General features: G+C 75.7%; 15 protein-coding genes. 6 read left to right on the top strand and 9 right to left on the bottom strand.

Annotated elements, in window-relative coordinates; translation table 11 throughout:
• The first annotated feature begins 16 nt into the window (after positions 1-16).
• From FHL80_RS09905 to hutI, 3 genes are read left to right on the top strand one after another with little or no spacing between them, the layout of a single operon-like run.
• The gene (locus FHL80_RS09905; RefSeq protein ID WP_216870573.1) at positions 17-1198 is read left to right on the top strand and encodes an allantoate amidohydrolase; all 1182 of its coding nucleotides are present in this window, start codon (positions 17-19) and stop codon (positions 1196-1198) included.
• Positions 1195-2496 (top strand): formimidoylglutamate deiminase, encoded by a 1302-nt coding sequence (locus FHL80_RS09910; RefSeq protein WP_138733256.1) that lies wholly within the window; start codon positions 1195-1197, stop codon positions 2494-2496. Before FHL80_RS09905 ends, FHL80_RS09910 begins: the two co-directional genes overlap by 4 nt.
• Positions 2493-3647: an imidazolonepropionase gene (gene hutI / locus FHL80_RS09915; protein ID WP_138733257.1), complete on the top strand. Its 1155-nt coding sequence runs from the start codon at positions 2493-2495 to the stop codon at positions 3645-3647. Before FHL80_RS09910 ends, hutI begins: the two co-directional genes overlap by 4 nt.
• Here hutI and FHL80_RS09920 read toward each other — a convergent pair.
• From FHL80_RS09920 to FHL80_RS09935, 3 genes are all read right to left on the bottom strand, one after another.
• Positions 3640-4365 (bottom strand): DUF72 domain-containing protein, encoded by a 726-nt coding sequence (locus FHL80_RS09920; protein ID WP_138733258.1) that lies wholly within the window; start codon positions 4363-4365, stop codon positions 3640-3642. The two genes, hutI and FHL80_RS09920, sit on opposite strands and share 8 nt — an antisense overlap.
• Before the next feature lie 12 nt (positions 4366-4377).
• Positions 4378-5493, bottom strand: coding sequence for a cold-shock protein (locus FHL80_RS27210; RefSeq protein ID WP_439331089.1), 1116 nt, complete (start codon positions 5491-5493; stop codon positions 4378-4380).
• Between the two features lie 99 nt (positions 5494-5592).
• On the bottom strand, positions 5593-6105 hold the full coding sequence (locus FHL80_RS09935; protein ID WP_138733259.1) for an Lrp/AsnC family transcriptional regulator: 513 nt from the start codon (positions 6103-6105) through the stop codon (positions 5593-5595).
• Between the two features lie 163 nt (positions 6106-6268).
• Between FHL80_RS09935 and hppD the strand changes: the two genes are divergently transcribed.
• Both hppD and FHL80_RS25405 read left to right on the top strand, forming a co-directional pair.
• Positions 6269-7474, top strand: a complete 1206-nt coding sequence (gene hppD, locus FHL80_RS09940; RefSeq protein WP_138733260.1) for a 4-hydroxyphenylpyruvate dioxygenase — start codon at positions 6269-6271, stop codon at positions 7472-7474.
• A gap of 75 nt (positions 7475-7549) precedes the next feature.
• Entirely contained in the window at positions 7550-7714 is a 165-nt protein-coding gene (locus tag FHL80_RS25405) for a hypothetical protein (protein ID WP_216870574.1), read from the top strand.
• Here the strand turns inward: FHL80_RS25405 and FHL80_RS09945 are convergent, their stop codons facing one another.
• The 4 genes from FHL80_RS09945 to FHL80_RS09960 are packed head-to-tail and all read right to left on the bottom strand — an operon-like array spanning position 7715 to position 11823.
• Complete coding sequence (locus tag FHL80_RS09945) at positions 7715-8488, bottom strand: nitrilase-related carbon-nitrogen hydrolase (protein WP_138733261.1); 774 nt, start codon at positions 8486-8488, stop codon at positions 7715-7717. It lies immediately after the preceding gene.
• Positions 8485-9687 carry a pyridoxal phosphate-dependent aminotransferase gene (locus FHL80_RS09950; RefSeq protein WP_138733262.1) on the bottom strand — a complete coding sequence of 401 codons (1203 nt, stop codon included), beginning with the start codon at positions 9685-9687 and terminating at the stop codon, positions 8485-8487. The genes FHL80_RS09945 and FHL80_RS09950 overlap by 4 nt, the downstream gene beginning before the upstream one ends.
• Before the next feature lie 57 nt (positions 9688-9744).
• Positions 9745-10956 (bottom strand): low temperature requirement protein A, encoded by a 1212-nt coding sequence (locus tag FHL80_RS09955; protein WP_138733263.1) that lies wholly within the window; start codon positions 10954-10956, stop codon positions 9745-9747.
• A gap of 9 nt (positions 10957-10965) precedes the next feature.
• The gene (locus FHL80_RS09960; protein WP_138733264.1) at positions 10966-11823 is read right to left on the bottom strand and encodes an SDR family oxidoreductase; all 858 of its coding nucleotides are present in this window, start codon (positions 11821-11823) and stop codon (positions 10966-10968) included.
• Between the two features lie 75 nt (positions 11824-11898).
• Here FHL80_RS09960 and FHL80_RS09965 point away from each other — a divergent pair, with 75 nt between their 5' ends.
• A complete protein-coding gene (locus FHL80_RS09965) occupies positions 11899-12930 on the top strand; it encodes a carbohydrate kinase family protein (protein ID WP_138733265.1) in 1032 nt (343 codons plus the stop codon).
• Between the two features lie 21 nt (positions 12931-12951).
• On the opposite strand, the gene FHL80_RS09970 is transcribed toward FHL80_RS09965, so the two are convergent.
• Both FHL80_RS09970 and FHL80_RS09975 read right to left on the bottom strand, forming a co-directional pair.
• Positions 12952-13872: an alpha/beta fold hydrolase gene (locus tag FHL80_RS09970; RefSeq protein ID WP_246078587.1), complete on the bottom strand. Its 921-nt coding sequence runs from the start codon at positions 13870-13872 to the stop codon at positions 12952-12954.
• 98 nt (positions 13873-13970) lie between these two features.
• Positions 13971-14741, bottom strand: coding sequence for an SDR family NAD(P)-dependent oxidoreductase (locus FHL80_RS09975; protein ID WP_246078588.1), 771 nt, complete (start codon positions 14739-14741; stop codon positions 13971-13973).
• Positions 14742-14809: the final 68 nt, after the last annotated feature.

A 14809-nucleotide genomic window follows, 5' to 3' on the forward strand; every position in this document is an offset into this window, starting at 1 on the left:
TGGCGGTGGGGAAGTCGTGACCTTCGCCGGGATGTGGGCGGAGCTCGCGGCAATCGGGCGCGCGCCGTCCGGCGGGTACCGGCGGTTCGCCTGGACCCGCACGGACGCCGTCCTGCGGGAGTGGTTCACCGCCTCGGCGCAGGCCCGTGGGCTCGACGTCGTCGGCGACCGGGCCGGCAACCTCTGGGCCTGGACGGCGGACCCGGACGCGCACGGGCCCGGGCTGGTGCTCGGCAGCCACCTGGACTCGGTCCCGGACGGCGGCGCCTTCGACGGACCGCTGGGCGTCGTGTCGGCGTTCGCGGCGCTGGACCTGCTGCGCGCCTCCGGCCGGGCCCCGACCCGCCCGCTCGGCATCGCCTGCTTCTCCGACGAGGAGGGCGCCCGGTTCGGCGTCGCCTGCGCCGGGTCCAAGCTGCTCACCGGCGCACTGGACGCCGACCGGGCCCGCGCGCTCACCGACGCCGACGGCACCTGGATGGCCGAGGCGATGCGCGATTCCCTGGACGTGGCAGCCGTGGGCCGGGACGAGGAGACGCTGCGCCGCGTCGGCACGTTCGTCGAACTGCACGTCGAGCAGGGCCGCTCCCTCGTCGACTTCGACGCCGCGGTCGGGGTCGCCTCGTCGATCTGGCCGCACGGCCGCTGGCGGCTGGACCTGCGCGGCCGGGCCGACCACGCCGGCACCACCCGGCTGGCCGACCGCGAGGACCCGATGCTCGCCCTGGCCGCCGCCGTGCTCGCCGCGCGGTCCGCCGCGGAGCAGGCCGGCACGGTGGCCACCATCGGCAAGCTCGCCGTGGCCCCCAACGGCGTCAACGCGATCCCGTCGTCGGTGACCGCCTGGCTGGACGCCCGCGGCGGTCGCGAGGCCGACGTCCGGGCGGTGGTCGCCGCCGTGGGGGACGCGGCCGGCGCCGAGCCGGTCGAGGAGTCCTGGACCGGGCCGACGGTGTTCGACCCCGCGCTGCGGGACCGGCTGGCCACGGCGCTGGGCACGGACGGCGTCCCCGCGCCGGTGCTGCCCACCGGGGCCGGCCACGACGCCGGCGTCCTCGCCGCCGCCGGCGTGCCGACCGCGATGCTGTTCGTCCGCAACCCGACCGGGGTCTCGCACTCCCCCGCCGAGCACGCCGAGGAGGCCGACTGCCTGGCCGGGGTCGCCGCCCTGGCCCGCGTGGTGCAGGAGCTGGCATGACCACCTGGTGGTGCGAGTCGGCGTGGCTCGACGGACCGGTGGACGGCGTCCGGGTGACCGAGGCGGGCGGCGTCATCACCGCTGTCGAGGTCGCGGACCCGGGCCCCGGGGACCGGCGGCTGGCCGGGCTGGTGCTGCCGGGGCTGGCCGACGCGCACTCGCACGCCTTCCACCGCGCGCTGCGCGGCCGCACGCACGACGGCGGCGGCAGCTTCTGGACCTGGCGCCGGCAGATGTACGCCGTGGCCGCCCGGCTGGACCCCGACCAGTACCTGGCGCTCGCCCGGGCGACGTACGCGGAGCTGGCGCTGGCCGGCGTCACCTGCGTCGGCGAGTTCTCCTACCTGCACCACCCACCCGGCGGCGGGCGGTACGCCGACCCCAACACGATGTCCGAGGCTCTCGTCCACGCCGCGGCCGACGCCGGGGTGCGGCTCACCCTGCTCGACACCTGCTACCTCACCGGCGGACTCGACGGCACCCCGCTGGACGACGTGCAGCAGCGCTTCTCCGACGGCGACGCCGAGGCCTGGGCCGCCCGGGTCGCCGCTCTCGCCCCGCGTCCCGGCCTGCGGATCGGCGCGGCGGTGCACTCGGTCCGCGCCGTCCCGGCCGACCAGCTGGCCACCGTCGCCGCGGCCGCGCAGGGCCGCCCGCTGCACGTGCACCTGTCCGAGCAGCCCGCGGAGAACGCGGCCGCGCTGGCCGCGACCGGCCGGACACCCACGGCGCTGCTCGCCGAGCACGGCGTGCTGGGCCCGGGCACCACGGCGGTGCACGCCGTCCACCTGACCGCCGACGACATCGCGACCCTGGCCGCCACCGGCACCGGTGTCTGCGCCTGCCCGAGCACCGAGGCCGACCTGGCCGACGGGATCGGCCCGTTCCGCCGGCTGGCCGACGCCGGGGTGCCGCTGTGCCTGGGCAGCGACCAGCACGTCCGCGGCGACCTGCTCGGCGAGGCCCGGGCGCTGGAGGAGCACCAGCGGCTGGTCTCCGGCGAGCGCGGCCGGTTCACCCCCGCCGAGCTGGTCACCGCGCTGACCGCCGCCGGGCACCGGGCGCTGGGCTGGCCGGACGCCGGGCGGATCGCGGTCGGGCAGCGGGCCGACCTCGTCGCCGTCCGGCCGCACTCGGTGCGCACGGCGGGCTGCGCGCCGGGCGAGCTGCCGCTGGTCGCCACCGCCGCGGACGTCGGCACCGTCGTCGTCGGCGGCCGGGTGGTCGTCGAGGACGGCCGGCACGCGCTCGGCGACGTCGGCGCGCTGCTGGCCGCGGCGATCGGGGACCTGCGGTGAGCACGCTGGTCACCGGGATCGGCGAGCTGGTCACCAACGACGAGGCCTTCGGCCCCGGTCCGCTGGGCACGGTCCCCGACGCCGCGCTCGTGGTCGCCGACGGGGTGGTGACCTGGGTGGGTCCGGCGACGAGCGCCCCCGACGCGGACAGGCTCGTCGACCTGGCCGGCCGCGCGGTCGTGCCCGGCTTCGTCGACAGCCACGCGCACCTGGTCTTCGCCGGCGACCGGGCCGCGGAGTTCGCCGCCCGGATGACCGGCGCCCGGTACGACGGCGGCGGGATCGCCTCGACGGTGGCGGCGACCCGGGCCGCGACCGACGAGCAGCTGCGGGCCCGGCTGGCTGCGCTGGTCGCGGAGATGCGCGCGCAGGGGACGACGACCGTGGAGGTCAAGAGCGGGTACGGGCTCACCGTCGCCGACGAGGCCCGCAGCCTGCGGCTGGCCGCGGAGGTCACCCCGGAGACGACGTTCCTCGGCGCGCACGTGGTCCCGCCCGGTGCCGACCGGGCCGACTACCTGGCGCTGGTCACCGGGCCGATGCTCACGGCCTGCGCGCCGCACGCCCGGTGGGCCGACGTCTTCTGCGAGCCGGCCTCGCCGCACGCCTTCGACGGCGACGAGGCCCGGGCCGTGCTGACCGCCGGGCGGGCCGCCGGGCTGGGGCTGCGGGTGCACGCCAACCAGCTGTCCGCCGGCCCCGGCGTGCAGCTGGCGGTGGAGCTCGGTGCGGCCAGCGCCGACCACTGCACCCACCTCACCGGCGCCGACGTCGACGCGCTGGCCGGCGGGACGACGGTGGCGACGCTGCTGCCCGGCGTGGAGTTCTCCACCCGCTCGCCGTACCCGGACGCCCGGGCGCTGCTGGCCGCCGGGGTGACCGTCTCGCTGGCCACCGACTGCAACCCGGGAAGCTGCTTCACCTCGTCGATGGCGTTCTGCCTGGCGCTGGCCGTCCGGGAGATGGCGATGACCCCGGCCGAGGCGCTGTGGTCGGCGACCGCGGGCGGTGCGGCGGCGTTGCGGCGAGCCGACGTCGGGCGGCTCTCCCCGGGCGCACGGGCAGACCTGGCGGTGGTCGACGCGCCGTCCTGGCTGCACCTGGTCTACCGGCCCGGCGTCCCGCTGGTGCGCTCGCTCGAGGTCAGCTGAGCAGCCCGCGCAGCTCCTCGGCGTTGCGGACGGCGTGCCCGTACCCGTCGTTGTTGAAGTAGACGTACACGTCCCGGCCGGCGTCGGACCACTCCCGCACCCGGTCGGCCCACCAGCGCAGGTCCGCGCTGGAGTACGAGCCGGCGTACAGGTGCGTGGGGTCCGGGCCGTGCATCCGCACGTACACGAACGGTGCGGTGGCCCGCAGCACGCACGGCAGCCCGGCGCCGCTCATCACGGTGTAGGCGGCGCCGTGCCGCTCGAGGAGCGCGTACACCGCCTCGTCGTGCCAGCTGGGGTGCCGGAACTCGACCGCCACCCGCATCCAGCCGGGCAGCAGGCCGAGGAACCAGTCCAGCCGGGCGTCGTCCCGCTGGTGGCCGGGGTGCAGCTGGACCAGCAGCACGGCGCGCCGGTCGCCCAGCTCGTGCCAGCAGGCCACCAGCCGGTCGACCCACACCTCCGGCGCGTACAGCCGCTTGGCGTGGGTCAGCCCCCGTGGCGCCTTGACCGACAGGCCGAACCCCGGCGGCAGCCGGCGCCGCCAGCTCGCGAACGTCGCCGTCCGCGGCCAGCGGTAGAAGCTGGCGTTGAGCTCGACGGTGCCGAAGCGCCGCACGTAGTGCGCGAGCCGGTCCCGGGACGGCGTGCCCGGTGGGTACAGCACGCCGTCCCAGTGGTCGTAGCTCCAGCCCGACGTCCCGACGTGGACCGTCATGCGGCGCTCAGGTCAGAGCGGGTCCACCGAGTCGGCCTGCAGGCCCTTCTGGCCGGGGCTGGCGGTGTACTCGACCCGCTGGCCCTCGTCCAGGCTGCGATAGCCACCCCGGTCGGCGATCGCCGAGTAGTGCACGAACACGTCGTCCCCGCCGTCGTCGGGCTCGATGAACCCGAAGCCCTTCTCGGCGTTGAAGAACCGGACGGTGCCCTGCCCACCACCGCCGCCACCACCGCGCGGTGCGCGCGGCGCGCGGTCCCGGTCGCGCGGGGCGCTCTGCCGGCGGTCGTCCCGGGCCGGGGGCCGGCCACCGCCACCACTGCCCAGCGGCTGCACCGAGTCGGCCTGCAGCCCGCGCTGACCCGGGCTCGCGGAGTACTCGACCCGCTGGCCCTCGTCCAGGCTGCGGTAGCCACCGTCGTCGACGATCGCGGAGAAGTGCACGAACACGTCGTCCCCGCCCTCGTCGGGCTCGATGAAGCCGAACCCCTTCTCGGCGTTGAAGAAGCGCACCGTGCCCTGCGAGCCGCCACCGCCGCGCGGAGCGCGGTCGTTCCCGCGGTCGCGCGGCGCGGACTGCCGGCGGTCGTCGCGGGCCGGCGACCGGCCCCCGCCACCGAGCGGCTGGACGGAGTCGGCCTGCAGCCCGCGCTGACCCGGGCTGGCGGTGAACTCGACCCGCTGGCCCTCGTCCAGGCTGCGGTAGCCGCCGTCGTCGGCGATCGCGGAGAAGTGGACGAAGACGTCGTCCCCGCCGTCGTCGGGCTCGATGAACCCGAAGCCCTTCTCGGCGTTGAACCAGCGGACCGTGCCCTCGGACCCGCTCCCGCCGCCGCCCCGGCCGGCCCGCGGCGCGCGGACCTGCCGCGGGTCGTCGCGGTGCCCGCGCTCCTCGCGGGCCGGCGCGCGACCGCCGCCGCCACCGAGGGGCTGGATGGAGTCGGCCTGCGGGCCGCGGTCCCCCGGGCTGGCGGTGTACTCGACCCGCTGCCCCTCGTCGAGGCTGCGGTAGCCCCCGTCGTCGGCGATCGCGGAGAAGTGCGCGAACACGTCCTGCCCGCCGTCGTCGGGCTCGATGAACCCGAACCCCTTCTCCGCGTTGAACCACTTGACCGTGCCCTGGGGCATCCTGCGACTCCTGCACATCTCGACGTCCTCGGCCCCGTGCCGGAGCCGATGGCACCCATTGTCCCAGCCTCCTGCCCGTCCGTGCCGGGCGGCGGCCGATCAGCCGCCGCGGTGCCCCGGGGCGCGGGCCGGGGGCGCGCTCTCGGACGTCAGCAGCGGCAGCGTGCGCAGCGGCACCAGCTCGGACAACGCGACCACGCTCGTCGACCGCACCACCGACCCGGAGCGGCCCAGCTGCAGCAGGATCTGCTGCAGGTCGCCGTGCGAGCGGGCCGCCACCCGGCACAGCACGTCACCCGACCCGGTCGTCGCGTGCGCCTCCAGCACGCCGGGCATCGCCGCCAGCTCCGCGGTCAGGTCCGCCAGCGCGCCCTGGGCGATCTCCAGGGTGACGAACGCCTGCACGCCGAAGCCGGCGGCGGCCAGGTCGACGTCCGGGCCGTAGCCGGTGACGACGCCGGTGTCCTCCAGCCGCTGCAGCCGGGCCTGCACGGTGCCGCGGGCCACGCCGAGCCGGCGGGACAGCTCCAGCGCCCCGGCCTTCGGGTGCTCGGTCAGCGCCCGGAGCAGCGCCAGGTCCAGGGTGTCCAGCCGGGTCCCGTCGGTCGCCATGCGGGCCCCCCGGGGTGATCGCGATCACAACTGGTCGATCTGCACAGTACCGGCGCGGTCGGGCCGTACGGGGTGGACCGGTTGCCCACCCGTCGCCCTGCTCGTTGCGCAGCAGGGCGCCGATGCGGTGCGCTCTCCCCACCCCGAGCCGAGGAGGCGCGCCGTGAGCATCGAGCAGACCCTCACCGACGACGAGAAGCTGGCCGAGCTGAGCCTGGAGCAGCTCCAGCAGCTGGTCGGCCTCGTCGAGCACGACCCCTCGCGCGACCCGTTCCCGGTCAGTGGCTGGGACGCGCTGGTGTGGGTCGTCGGCAACGCCACCCAGGCCGCGCACTTCTTCCAGTCCGCGTACGGCATGGAGCTCGTCGCCTACTCCGGACCGGAGACCGGCAACCGGGACCACCACGCCTACGTGCTCACCAGCGGCGCTGCGCGGTTCGTCGTCACCGGCGCCTACGACCCGGCCAGCCCGCTGGCCGACCACCACCGCCGGCACGGCGACGGCATCGCCGACATCGCGCTGAGCGTGCCCGACGTCGACGTCTGCACAGCACACGCCCGGGCGACCGGGGCGACGGTGCTCAGCGAGCCGCACGACCTCACCGACGAGCACGGCACCGTGCGGCTGGCCGCGATCGCCACCTACGGCGACACCCGGCACACCCTGGTCGACCGGTCCCGCTACTCCGGTCCCTACCTGCCCGGCTTCGTCGCCCGGACGTCGTCCCTCGTGAAGCGGCCGGGTGCCCCGCGGCGGCTGTTCCAGGCCATCGACCACGTGGTGGGCAACGTCGAGCTCGGCGCCATGGACCAGTGGGTGGCCTTCTACAACCGGGTCATGGGGTTCACCAACATGGCCGAGTTCGTCGGTGAGGACATCGCCACCGACTACTCGGCACTGATGAGCAAGGTGGTGTCCAACGGCAACCACCGGGTCAAGTTCCCGCTCAACGAGCCGGCCGCCGGCAAGAAGAAGTCGCAGATCGACGAGTACCTCGAGTTCTACGGCGGCCCCGGCGCGCAGCACGTCGCGCTGGCCACCGACGACATCGTCGGCACGGTCGACGCGCTGCGCGCCGAGGGCGTCGCCTTCCTCACCACGCCGGACTCCTACTACTCCGACCCCGCGCTGCGGGCCCGGATCGGCGAGGTCCGGGTGCCGATCGAGGAGCTGCAACGGCGCGGGATCCTCGTCGACCGGGACGAGGACGGCTACCTGCTGCAGATCTTCACCAAGCCCCTCGGCGACCGGCCGACGGTGTTCTTCGAGCTGATCGAGCGGCACGGGTCGCTCGGGTTCGGGATCGGCAACTTCAAGGCCCTGTTCCAGGCGATCGAGCGCGAGCAGGAGCTCCGCGGCAACTTCTGACGATCTGGCAGGAACGGCGCGGTGGACGCCACCGCGGCCATGGACGCCGACCGGCCGGACGGCCAGGCTCGGGGCATGACCGACAGACTCTCCCGGCTGCTCCGCACGCAGGAGCAGCTCTGGGACCGCTACCTCACCAGTTTCGGGACGTCCGGCCGCGAGGCCCGGGCTGCGCTGGGCGAGCCCCCGCTGCGCTGGAGCGGCGGACGGCTGCGCGGGTGCGTGCTGCCGCCGTCCTGATCAGCTCCGTCGGTCGGCCAGGCCCCGTCGATCTTTCAAGAACTGGAACCGGTCCCGGGTGGCGGCGACCTCGGCCGGGTCGACGTCGGCGATCACGATGGTCTCCACGCCCGACGCGGTGGCCAGCAGCTCCCCCATCGGGTCGATGATGCGGCTGTCCCCGGTGTGCTCGGTGCCGTCGCCGGCGGTGCCCACCCGGTTGCAGCCGACCACGTACGCCTGGTTCTCGATGGCCCGGGCCTGCAGCAGCGTCGTCCAGTGGTGCCGGCGCGCGCTGGGCCAGTTGGCCGGCACCAGGAAGACGTCGGTGTCCGGTCCGGTCTGCCAGAAGATGTCGGCGAAGCGCAGGTCGTAGCAGATGAACGGGGTGACCCGCAGGTCGCCGACCTGCACGGTCACCGGCCCCTCGCCGGAGCGGAAGCGGTCCCGCTCGGAGGCGAAGGGGTGCAGCTTGCGGTAGCGGTGGGTGCTGCCGTCGGGTCCGGCGAGGACGAAGGAGTTGTAGGGCAGTTCCTCGCCGTCGGCGACCTCCGGGCAGGTGCCGGCCACCCACACGTCGTGCTCCTTCGCCTGGGCGGCGAGGAACTGCGAGGACGGACCGCCCTCGGGCTCACCGATGCCCGGGGTCATCGAGAAGCCGGTGGAGAAGGTCTCGGTGAGCAGCACCAGCTCCGCGCCGGCGCCCACCGCCCGGGCCACCTGCGGGGCCAGCCGGGCGACGTTGGCTTCCCGGTCCTCCCAGACGATGTCGTGCTGGACGGCGGCGATCTTCAACGCATCCTCCTCAACCGGGCCACGGCCTCGCCGAGGACCTCCTCACGCTTGCAGAACGCGAACCGCACCAGGGGCCGGCCCATCGCGGCGTGCTCCGGGGCGTAGAACACCTCGGTCGGGACGGCGACCACCCCGGCCCGGTCGGGCAGCGACCGGCAGAACGCCCAGCCGTCGCCGTCGGGCTGCACCGGCCGGACATCGACGGTCGCGAAGTAGGTGGCCTGCGGGCTGATGACCGGCAGCCCCGCCTCGGCCAGCCCGGTGACCAGCAGGTCGCGGTGCTGCTCCAGGTCGTGCGCGACGTGCCGGAAGTACTCGTCGGGCAGCCGCAGCCCGGCCGCGATCGCCGGCTGGAAGGGCCCGCCGTTGACGTAGGTGAGGAACTGCTTGGCGGTGCGGACGGCGGCCACCAGCGGTGCCGGGCCGCAGACCCAGCCGGTCTTCCAGCCGGTGGTGTTGAACGTCTTGCCACCGCTGCTGACCACCAGCGTGCGCTCCCGCATCCCCGGCAACGTGGCCGGTGAGACGTGCTCGGCGCCGGTGAAGACCAGGTGTTCGTACACCTCGTCGGTCAGCACCAGCAGGTCGGCGGCCTGCGCCACGTCGGCCAGCACCGCCAGCTCAGCGGCGGTGAAGACCTTGCCGGTCGGGTTGTGCGGCGTGTTGAGCAGCAGCAGCCGGGCCCGCGGGCCGACCGCCGCCTGCAGGTCGGCCTCGTCGAAGGTCCACGGCTCGGTGGACACCTCGCCCGAGGCGACCGGCGGCGGGCGCAGCGGCACCGGGCGGAGCACGCCACCGGCCATGGCGACCGCGGCGGCGTAGCTGTCGTACATCGGCTCGAACAGCACGACCTCGTCACCGGGCTCGAGCAGCGCGATGAGCGCGGCGGTCAGCGCCTCGGTTGCCCCCGCCGTCACCAGCACCTCGTCGGCCGGGTCGTAGCTCAGCCCGCGGAAGCGCTGCTGGTGCTCCGCGACGGCGGTGCGCAGGTCGAGCTGGCCGGGGCCCGGCGGGTACTGGTCGTGGGCGGTGCCGATCGCCGCGCGGGCGACGTCGAGCACCGCGGCGGGGCCGGGTTCGTCGGGGAAGCCCTGCCCGAGGTTGATCGAACCGGTGGTCACCGCCAGGGCGCTCATCTCGGCGAAGACCGTCGTCCCGAAGCCCTGCAGGCGGCTGGACAGGTACGGCGCGCGGGTCACGCCGACATCCTGCCGTCTCCCGTGCCCGCCACGGCGTCCGGGCGGGCGTCCGGACGCTCAGACCGCGTCGACCTCGAGGTCGCCGGTCGCCCGCTGCACGGTGCCGACGACGATCACCGCGACCAGCAGGGCCGCCAGCGCCCCGACGACCACCACCGCCGGCAGGTCGAGCACGAGGTCCAGCGCGGCGAGCGCCGCGGCCAGCACCGGCCACCACCACCCGTGGCTGCCACCGGTCGCCATCCCGCTGTTCCGCACGCTGACCGACGTCAGGTACAGCGCCACCCCACCGGCGAGCAGCACCCGGGTGCCCAGCGGCACGTCGCCCTGCCCGCTCTCCAGCACGGCCAACTGGATCCCCGCACCGATCCCGGCGAGGGCGAGGGCGACGGGCAGCTGCCCGAAGACGTACACGTCGTGGGCCCGCTCGCTGCGCTCGCCCCCCGCCTCGGCCAGCAGCCGCCTGGCGCCGGCGCCGGCCAGGTCGAAGTGGCTCCACCACAACCCGGCGGCGAGCAGGAACGACACCGCGCCCACGGCCACCGCCTCGGCCGTCCAGTGCGCCTCGTACAGACCGTGCGCCACCGCGGCGACGGACTCGCCGAGCACCAGGATGACGAACAGCGCGAACCGCTCGGGCAGGTGCTCCATGTGCAGCGGGACCCCGGCCGACGCCGCCGTGGCCCGCAGCGGCGCGACGACCTCCACGGCGACGGCCAGCCCCCAGAGGACGAAGCAGACCGGCACGGGCACGACGATGGACACCGCCCACAGCACGGCGCCGACGGTGAAGGCCACCAGGTAGGTGCGGGCCAGCGGCCGCGCCTCCTCGACGTGCCGGTGCACGCGGCCGTACTGCAGCAGCAGCACCACCCGCAGCAGCACCTGGCAGCCGGCGAAGAGGGCCGGCCGCCCGCCGGTGGCCTCCGACGCCGTGGCGGCCAGCCCGACCACCGCGGCCATGCTCGCCAGCTTGAGCAACCGGAAGACGACGTCGTCGTGGTCGAAGCGGTTGGCGTACAGCGTGGAGCTGACCCAGGCCCACCAGACGGTGGCGAACAGGCCGGCGAAGACCGCCACCCCGTGCGCGGACACGTCCTCGCGGAGGGCGCCGGCCAGCTCGGCGACGACGAGGACGAAGGCCAGGTCGAAGAACAGCTCCAACCGGGACGCCGTCCGGTCCTCACCGGTGGTCAGGCTCGGTGGCCGCACCAGCCCGGCGGAGCGCACCGCGCGGAGGGACCTGCGGACAGCGCCCGGGTCGGCCATCTCCCTGCCCTACCCCCGCGGGGCCTCCCTCACCACCTCGGCGAGCGTCCGGGCCGGGTGCCCGGTCAGCTCGGGCACGGCCGCGCTGACGGTCGCGAGCTCCCCCGCGGCGATCGCGGTGTAGGTGGAGACCCAGGCGTCGACCTGCCAGTCGGGCGCGCCGTAGGAGGCCCGCGAGGCACGGGCCTCCTCGAGGGTCTCCGGCTGGTACCGGACCTCCCGCCCGGTGACCGCGGTGATCGTCGCCGCGGCCTCGGCGAGGGTCAGCGCCGCGGGGCCGGTGAGATCGTAGGTCGCCCCGGCGTGCGGCGCCGGGTCGCGCAGCACGGCGACGGCGGCGTCGGCGATGTCGTCCTGGGCGACCGCCGCGACCCGCCCCTCGCCCGCCGGGCCGCGGATCACCCCGTCCGCGCCGACCAGCTGGGGGAGGAAGTCGGCGTAGAGGGAGTCCCGCAGGAACGTCGCGCGCAGGCCACGCGCACGGATGTGCTCCTCGGTGGCCCAGTGGTCGCGGGCCAGCGTGAACGTCGCGTCGGGTGCGGCACCCTGGAAGGAGACGTAGACCAGGTGCTCGACGCCGGCGGCGGCCGCCGCGTCGACGAAGGTGCGGTGCTGCCCGAGCCGGTCGGGGTGCTCGGCAGCCGACACCATCAGCACGACCGGGCTCCCGGCCAGGGCCGCACGCACCGCTGCCCCGTCGTCGTAGGAGGCGACCGCCACGGTGCTGCCCGGCAGCTCCGGCGCCCGCGCCGGGTCGCGGACCACGAGCCGCTGGGGCACTCCGGCCGCGGCGAGCCGGCGGGCGATGCGCCTGCCGAGCTGCCCGGACGAGCCGGTGACGGTGAGGGGAGGAGGGAGGGACGTCACGGTGCGATCCTCGTCGATCGCGCGGCCGGGCACGATCGGCCGACGCACCGGCTCCCTTCCTGGCAGGCTCACGGTGTGGTCACCCCGACGTCGAGCAGCACCTCTCCGGCCGACCCGTCCCCCGCCGTCCTCACCGTGCTGGGCGAGCTGGTCGTCGACCTCATCCCCGACCGGTCGGCCGACGCCGGCCCGGAGGGGACCGCGCCGCGGTTCGTCGCCCGGCCCGGCGGCAACGCGCTCAACGTCGCCGTGGCAGCCGGCCGGCTCGGCCAGCCGGTGCGACTGATGGCCCGGTTCGGTCGCGGGCCGCTGGCGGGCAACCTGCGCCGGCACGCCGAGCTGTCCGGCGTCGACCTCGACGGCGCGGTGGACTCCACCGACCCGGTCAGCCTCGCCGTCGTCGGGCTGGCCCCGGACGGCTCCGCCGACTACGGGTTCCACGTCCTCGGCGCGGCCGACTGGCAGTGGACCGACGCCGAGCTGGAGGCCGGGTGGTCGGCCGACTCCCGGGCGGTGCACGTCGGGTCGATCTCCAGCTGGACGGCGCCGGGCTGCGAGCCGATCGCCGCCCTGGTCGAGCGGCTGCGGGCCGGTGGGACGGCGCTGGTCAGCGTCGACCCCAACATCCGGCCGATGCTCGCCGAGGGGTTCGGCAACACCGCCGCCGACGTCCGCCGCCGGCTCGACCGGCTGGTCGCCACCGCCGACGTGGTGAAGGTCAGCGCCGAGGACCTCGCCTGGCTGGAGCCGGGGACCACCGACCTCGACGACGCGGCCCGCCGCTGGGCCGAGCGCGGACCCGCCGTGGTGCTCCTCACCGACGGCGGCGCACCCCTGCGGGTGGCCCGCCCCGGGGGCCGGCTGCGGCACCTGACCCCACCGGCCGTGCAGATCGTGGACACCGTGGGGGCCGGCGACTCGCTGGCCGCCGGCTTCCTCTCCGGCCTGCTCCGGTCCGGCGTCACCGACCGCGCCGCGCTCGAGCAGCTGACCGACGAGGCACTCGAGCCGATCGTGGCGGAGGCCGCCCTGGTCGCCGCGCTGGCCTGCACCCGGGTCGGCGCCGACCCGCCGACCCGCGCCGAGGTGGACGCCGCCCGCAGCTGAGCAGGTCAGCGGGTCAGCAGGTCAGCGGGCCGTCGGCTCCGGCGGCAGGTCGGCGAGCCAGCCGAGCACGAGGGCGGCCAGCTCCTCGGGCACCTCCAGCTGCGGGGTGTGCCCCACGCCGGGCAGCTCCGCGTAGCGCCAGTCCGGGTTGCGGGCGGCGACGTCCCGGGCGTTGTGCACCGACACCAGCCGGTCGCTGTCCCCGTGCACCAGCAGCACCGGCGCGTCGATCGCCGCCATCGCCTCCCGGTAGCGCCGGGGGTCGGCGAGCACGCGCAGCAGCGAGCGGGCCGCGGCCAGGAACGCCCGGTCCATGCCCGCGACGTCGCGCCGCTGCTCCACCAGCGCCACCGAGCGGTCGACCAGCGCCGCCGGGACGGTGGCCGGGTCCACACCGCAGAGCCGGAGCATGTCCAGCACCTGGGTGCGCGCCCCGGCCCGCAGCCGGCGTGCCCGCAGGGCGTACTCCCCCACCCCGGGCATCGCGTACGTCGCGAAGGTGAGGCCGACCAGCGGGTCGGGGCGCCGGAGCGGGCCGGGGACGGCGGGGTCGAGCAGCACCAGCGCGCGCACCAGGTGCGGTGCGGCCGCCGCCGTCAGGATCGAGATCATCCCGCCCATCGAGTTCCCCACCAGGACCACCGGGGGCCCGGCGACCTCGCGGAGGAACCGGTCCAGCACCGCCACGTTGGCCTGCACGGTGGCCCGGCGGGTGCCGGGCTCGCTGCCGCCGAAACCCGGCAGGTCCAGCGCCAGCACCCGGGCGTGCGGCGTGAGCAGCGGGGCGAACAGGTCCCAGTTCAGGTGGGAGCCGCCGAGCCCGTGCACCAGGACGACGGTCGACCCGTCGGCGGCACCCCCGTGGTCGACGACGTGCACCGGCCCGCCCAGGTCCACCGTCCGGCCGTCCCCGACCGTCCCGTCCGGTCCCGCATCCGTCATCGCTCCGGGTCTCCCCCCGCCGGCGCCCCCGCTGACCGGTGGACTCGCGCCCCCAGTCTGCGGTCGGCCCCCCGCGGTCGCGATCGGCGGGTGCCCGCTCAGCTGGTGAGCAGGCCGCCCTCGACCGGCAGCGTGGTGCCGGTGACGTAGCCGCCCGCGTCGCTGACCAGGAACACCAGTGCCGCGGCCAGCTCCTCCGGGTTCCCCGGCCGGTTCATCAGCACCCGGCCCAACTGCGACTCGAGGTAGCCCTCGGCGTAGCTGTCGGTCATCTCGGAGGCGAAGAACCCCGGGGCCAGGGCGTTGACCCGGATGCCCTTGCGACCGGTCCACTGCTGGGCCAGGTCGCGGGTCAGCCCGATCAGCCCGGCCTTGCTGGCGGCGTAGGCGGCCTGCGGCAGCCCGGCGGTGGTCAGCCCGAGGATGCTGGAGATGTTGACGATGGAGCTGCCCGGCAGCATCACCCGGCCGCAGGCCTGCGCCATCCAGTAGCAGCCGTTGAGGTTGACGTCGATGACCGAGCGGAACTGCTCCGGGGTCTCCCGGGTGGCCGGGACGGCGGTGCCGACGCCGGCGTTGTTGACCAGGACGTCGACCTTCCCGAACTCGGCCACGGCCCGGTCCACCAGCGCCTGGCAGTCCTCCGGCACCGACACGTCGGTGCGCACCGGGACCGCCCGCCGGCCGGCGCGCTCGACCGCCGCCCGGGTGTCGGCCAGCCGGTCCTCCCGCCGGGCGGCGATCACCACGTCGGCACCGGCCTCGGCCAGCGCGCGGGCGAACACCGCACCCAGCCCCGAGGAGGCCCCGGTCACGATCGCCACGCGGTCGTCGAGGGAGAACATGTCCAGGATCCTGCGGTCCGCCACGGGTACCTGCTCCTCCGCCACCGAGGGGGTCCGGCCCGCTGCCGGACGGTGTCCCGTCGATCTCCGGA

Source organism: Modestobacter excelsi (genome assembly GCF_005930495.1).
GTDB lineage: Bacteria > Actinomycetota > Actinomycetes > Mycobacteriales > Geodermatophilaceae > Modestobacter > Modestobacter excelsi.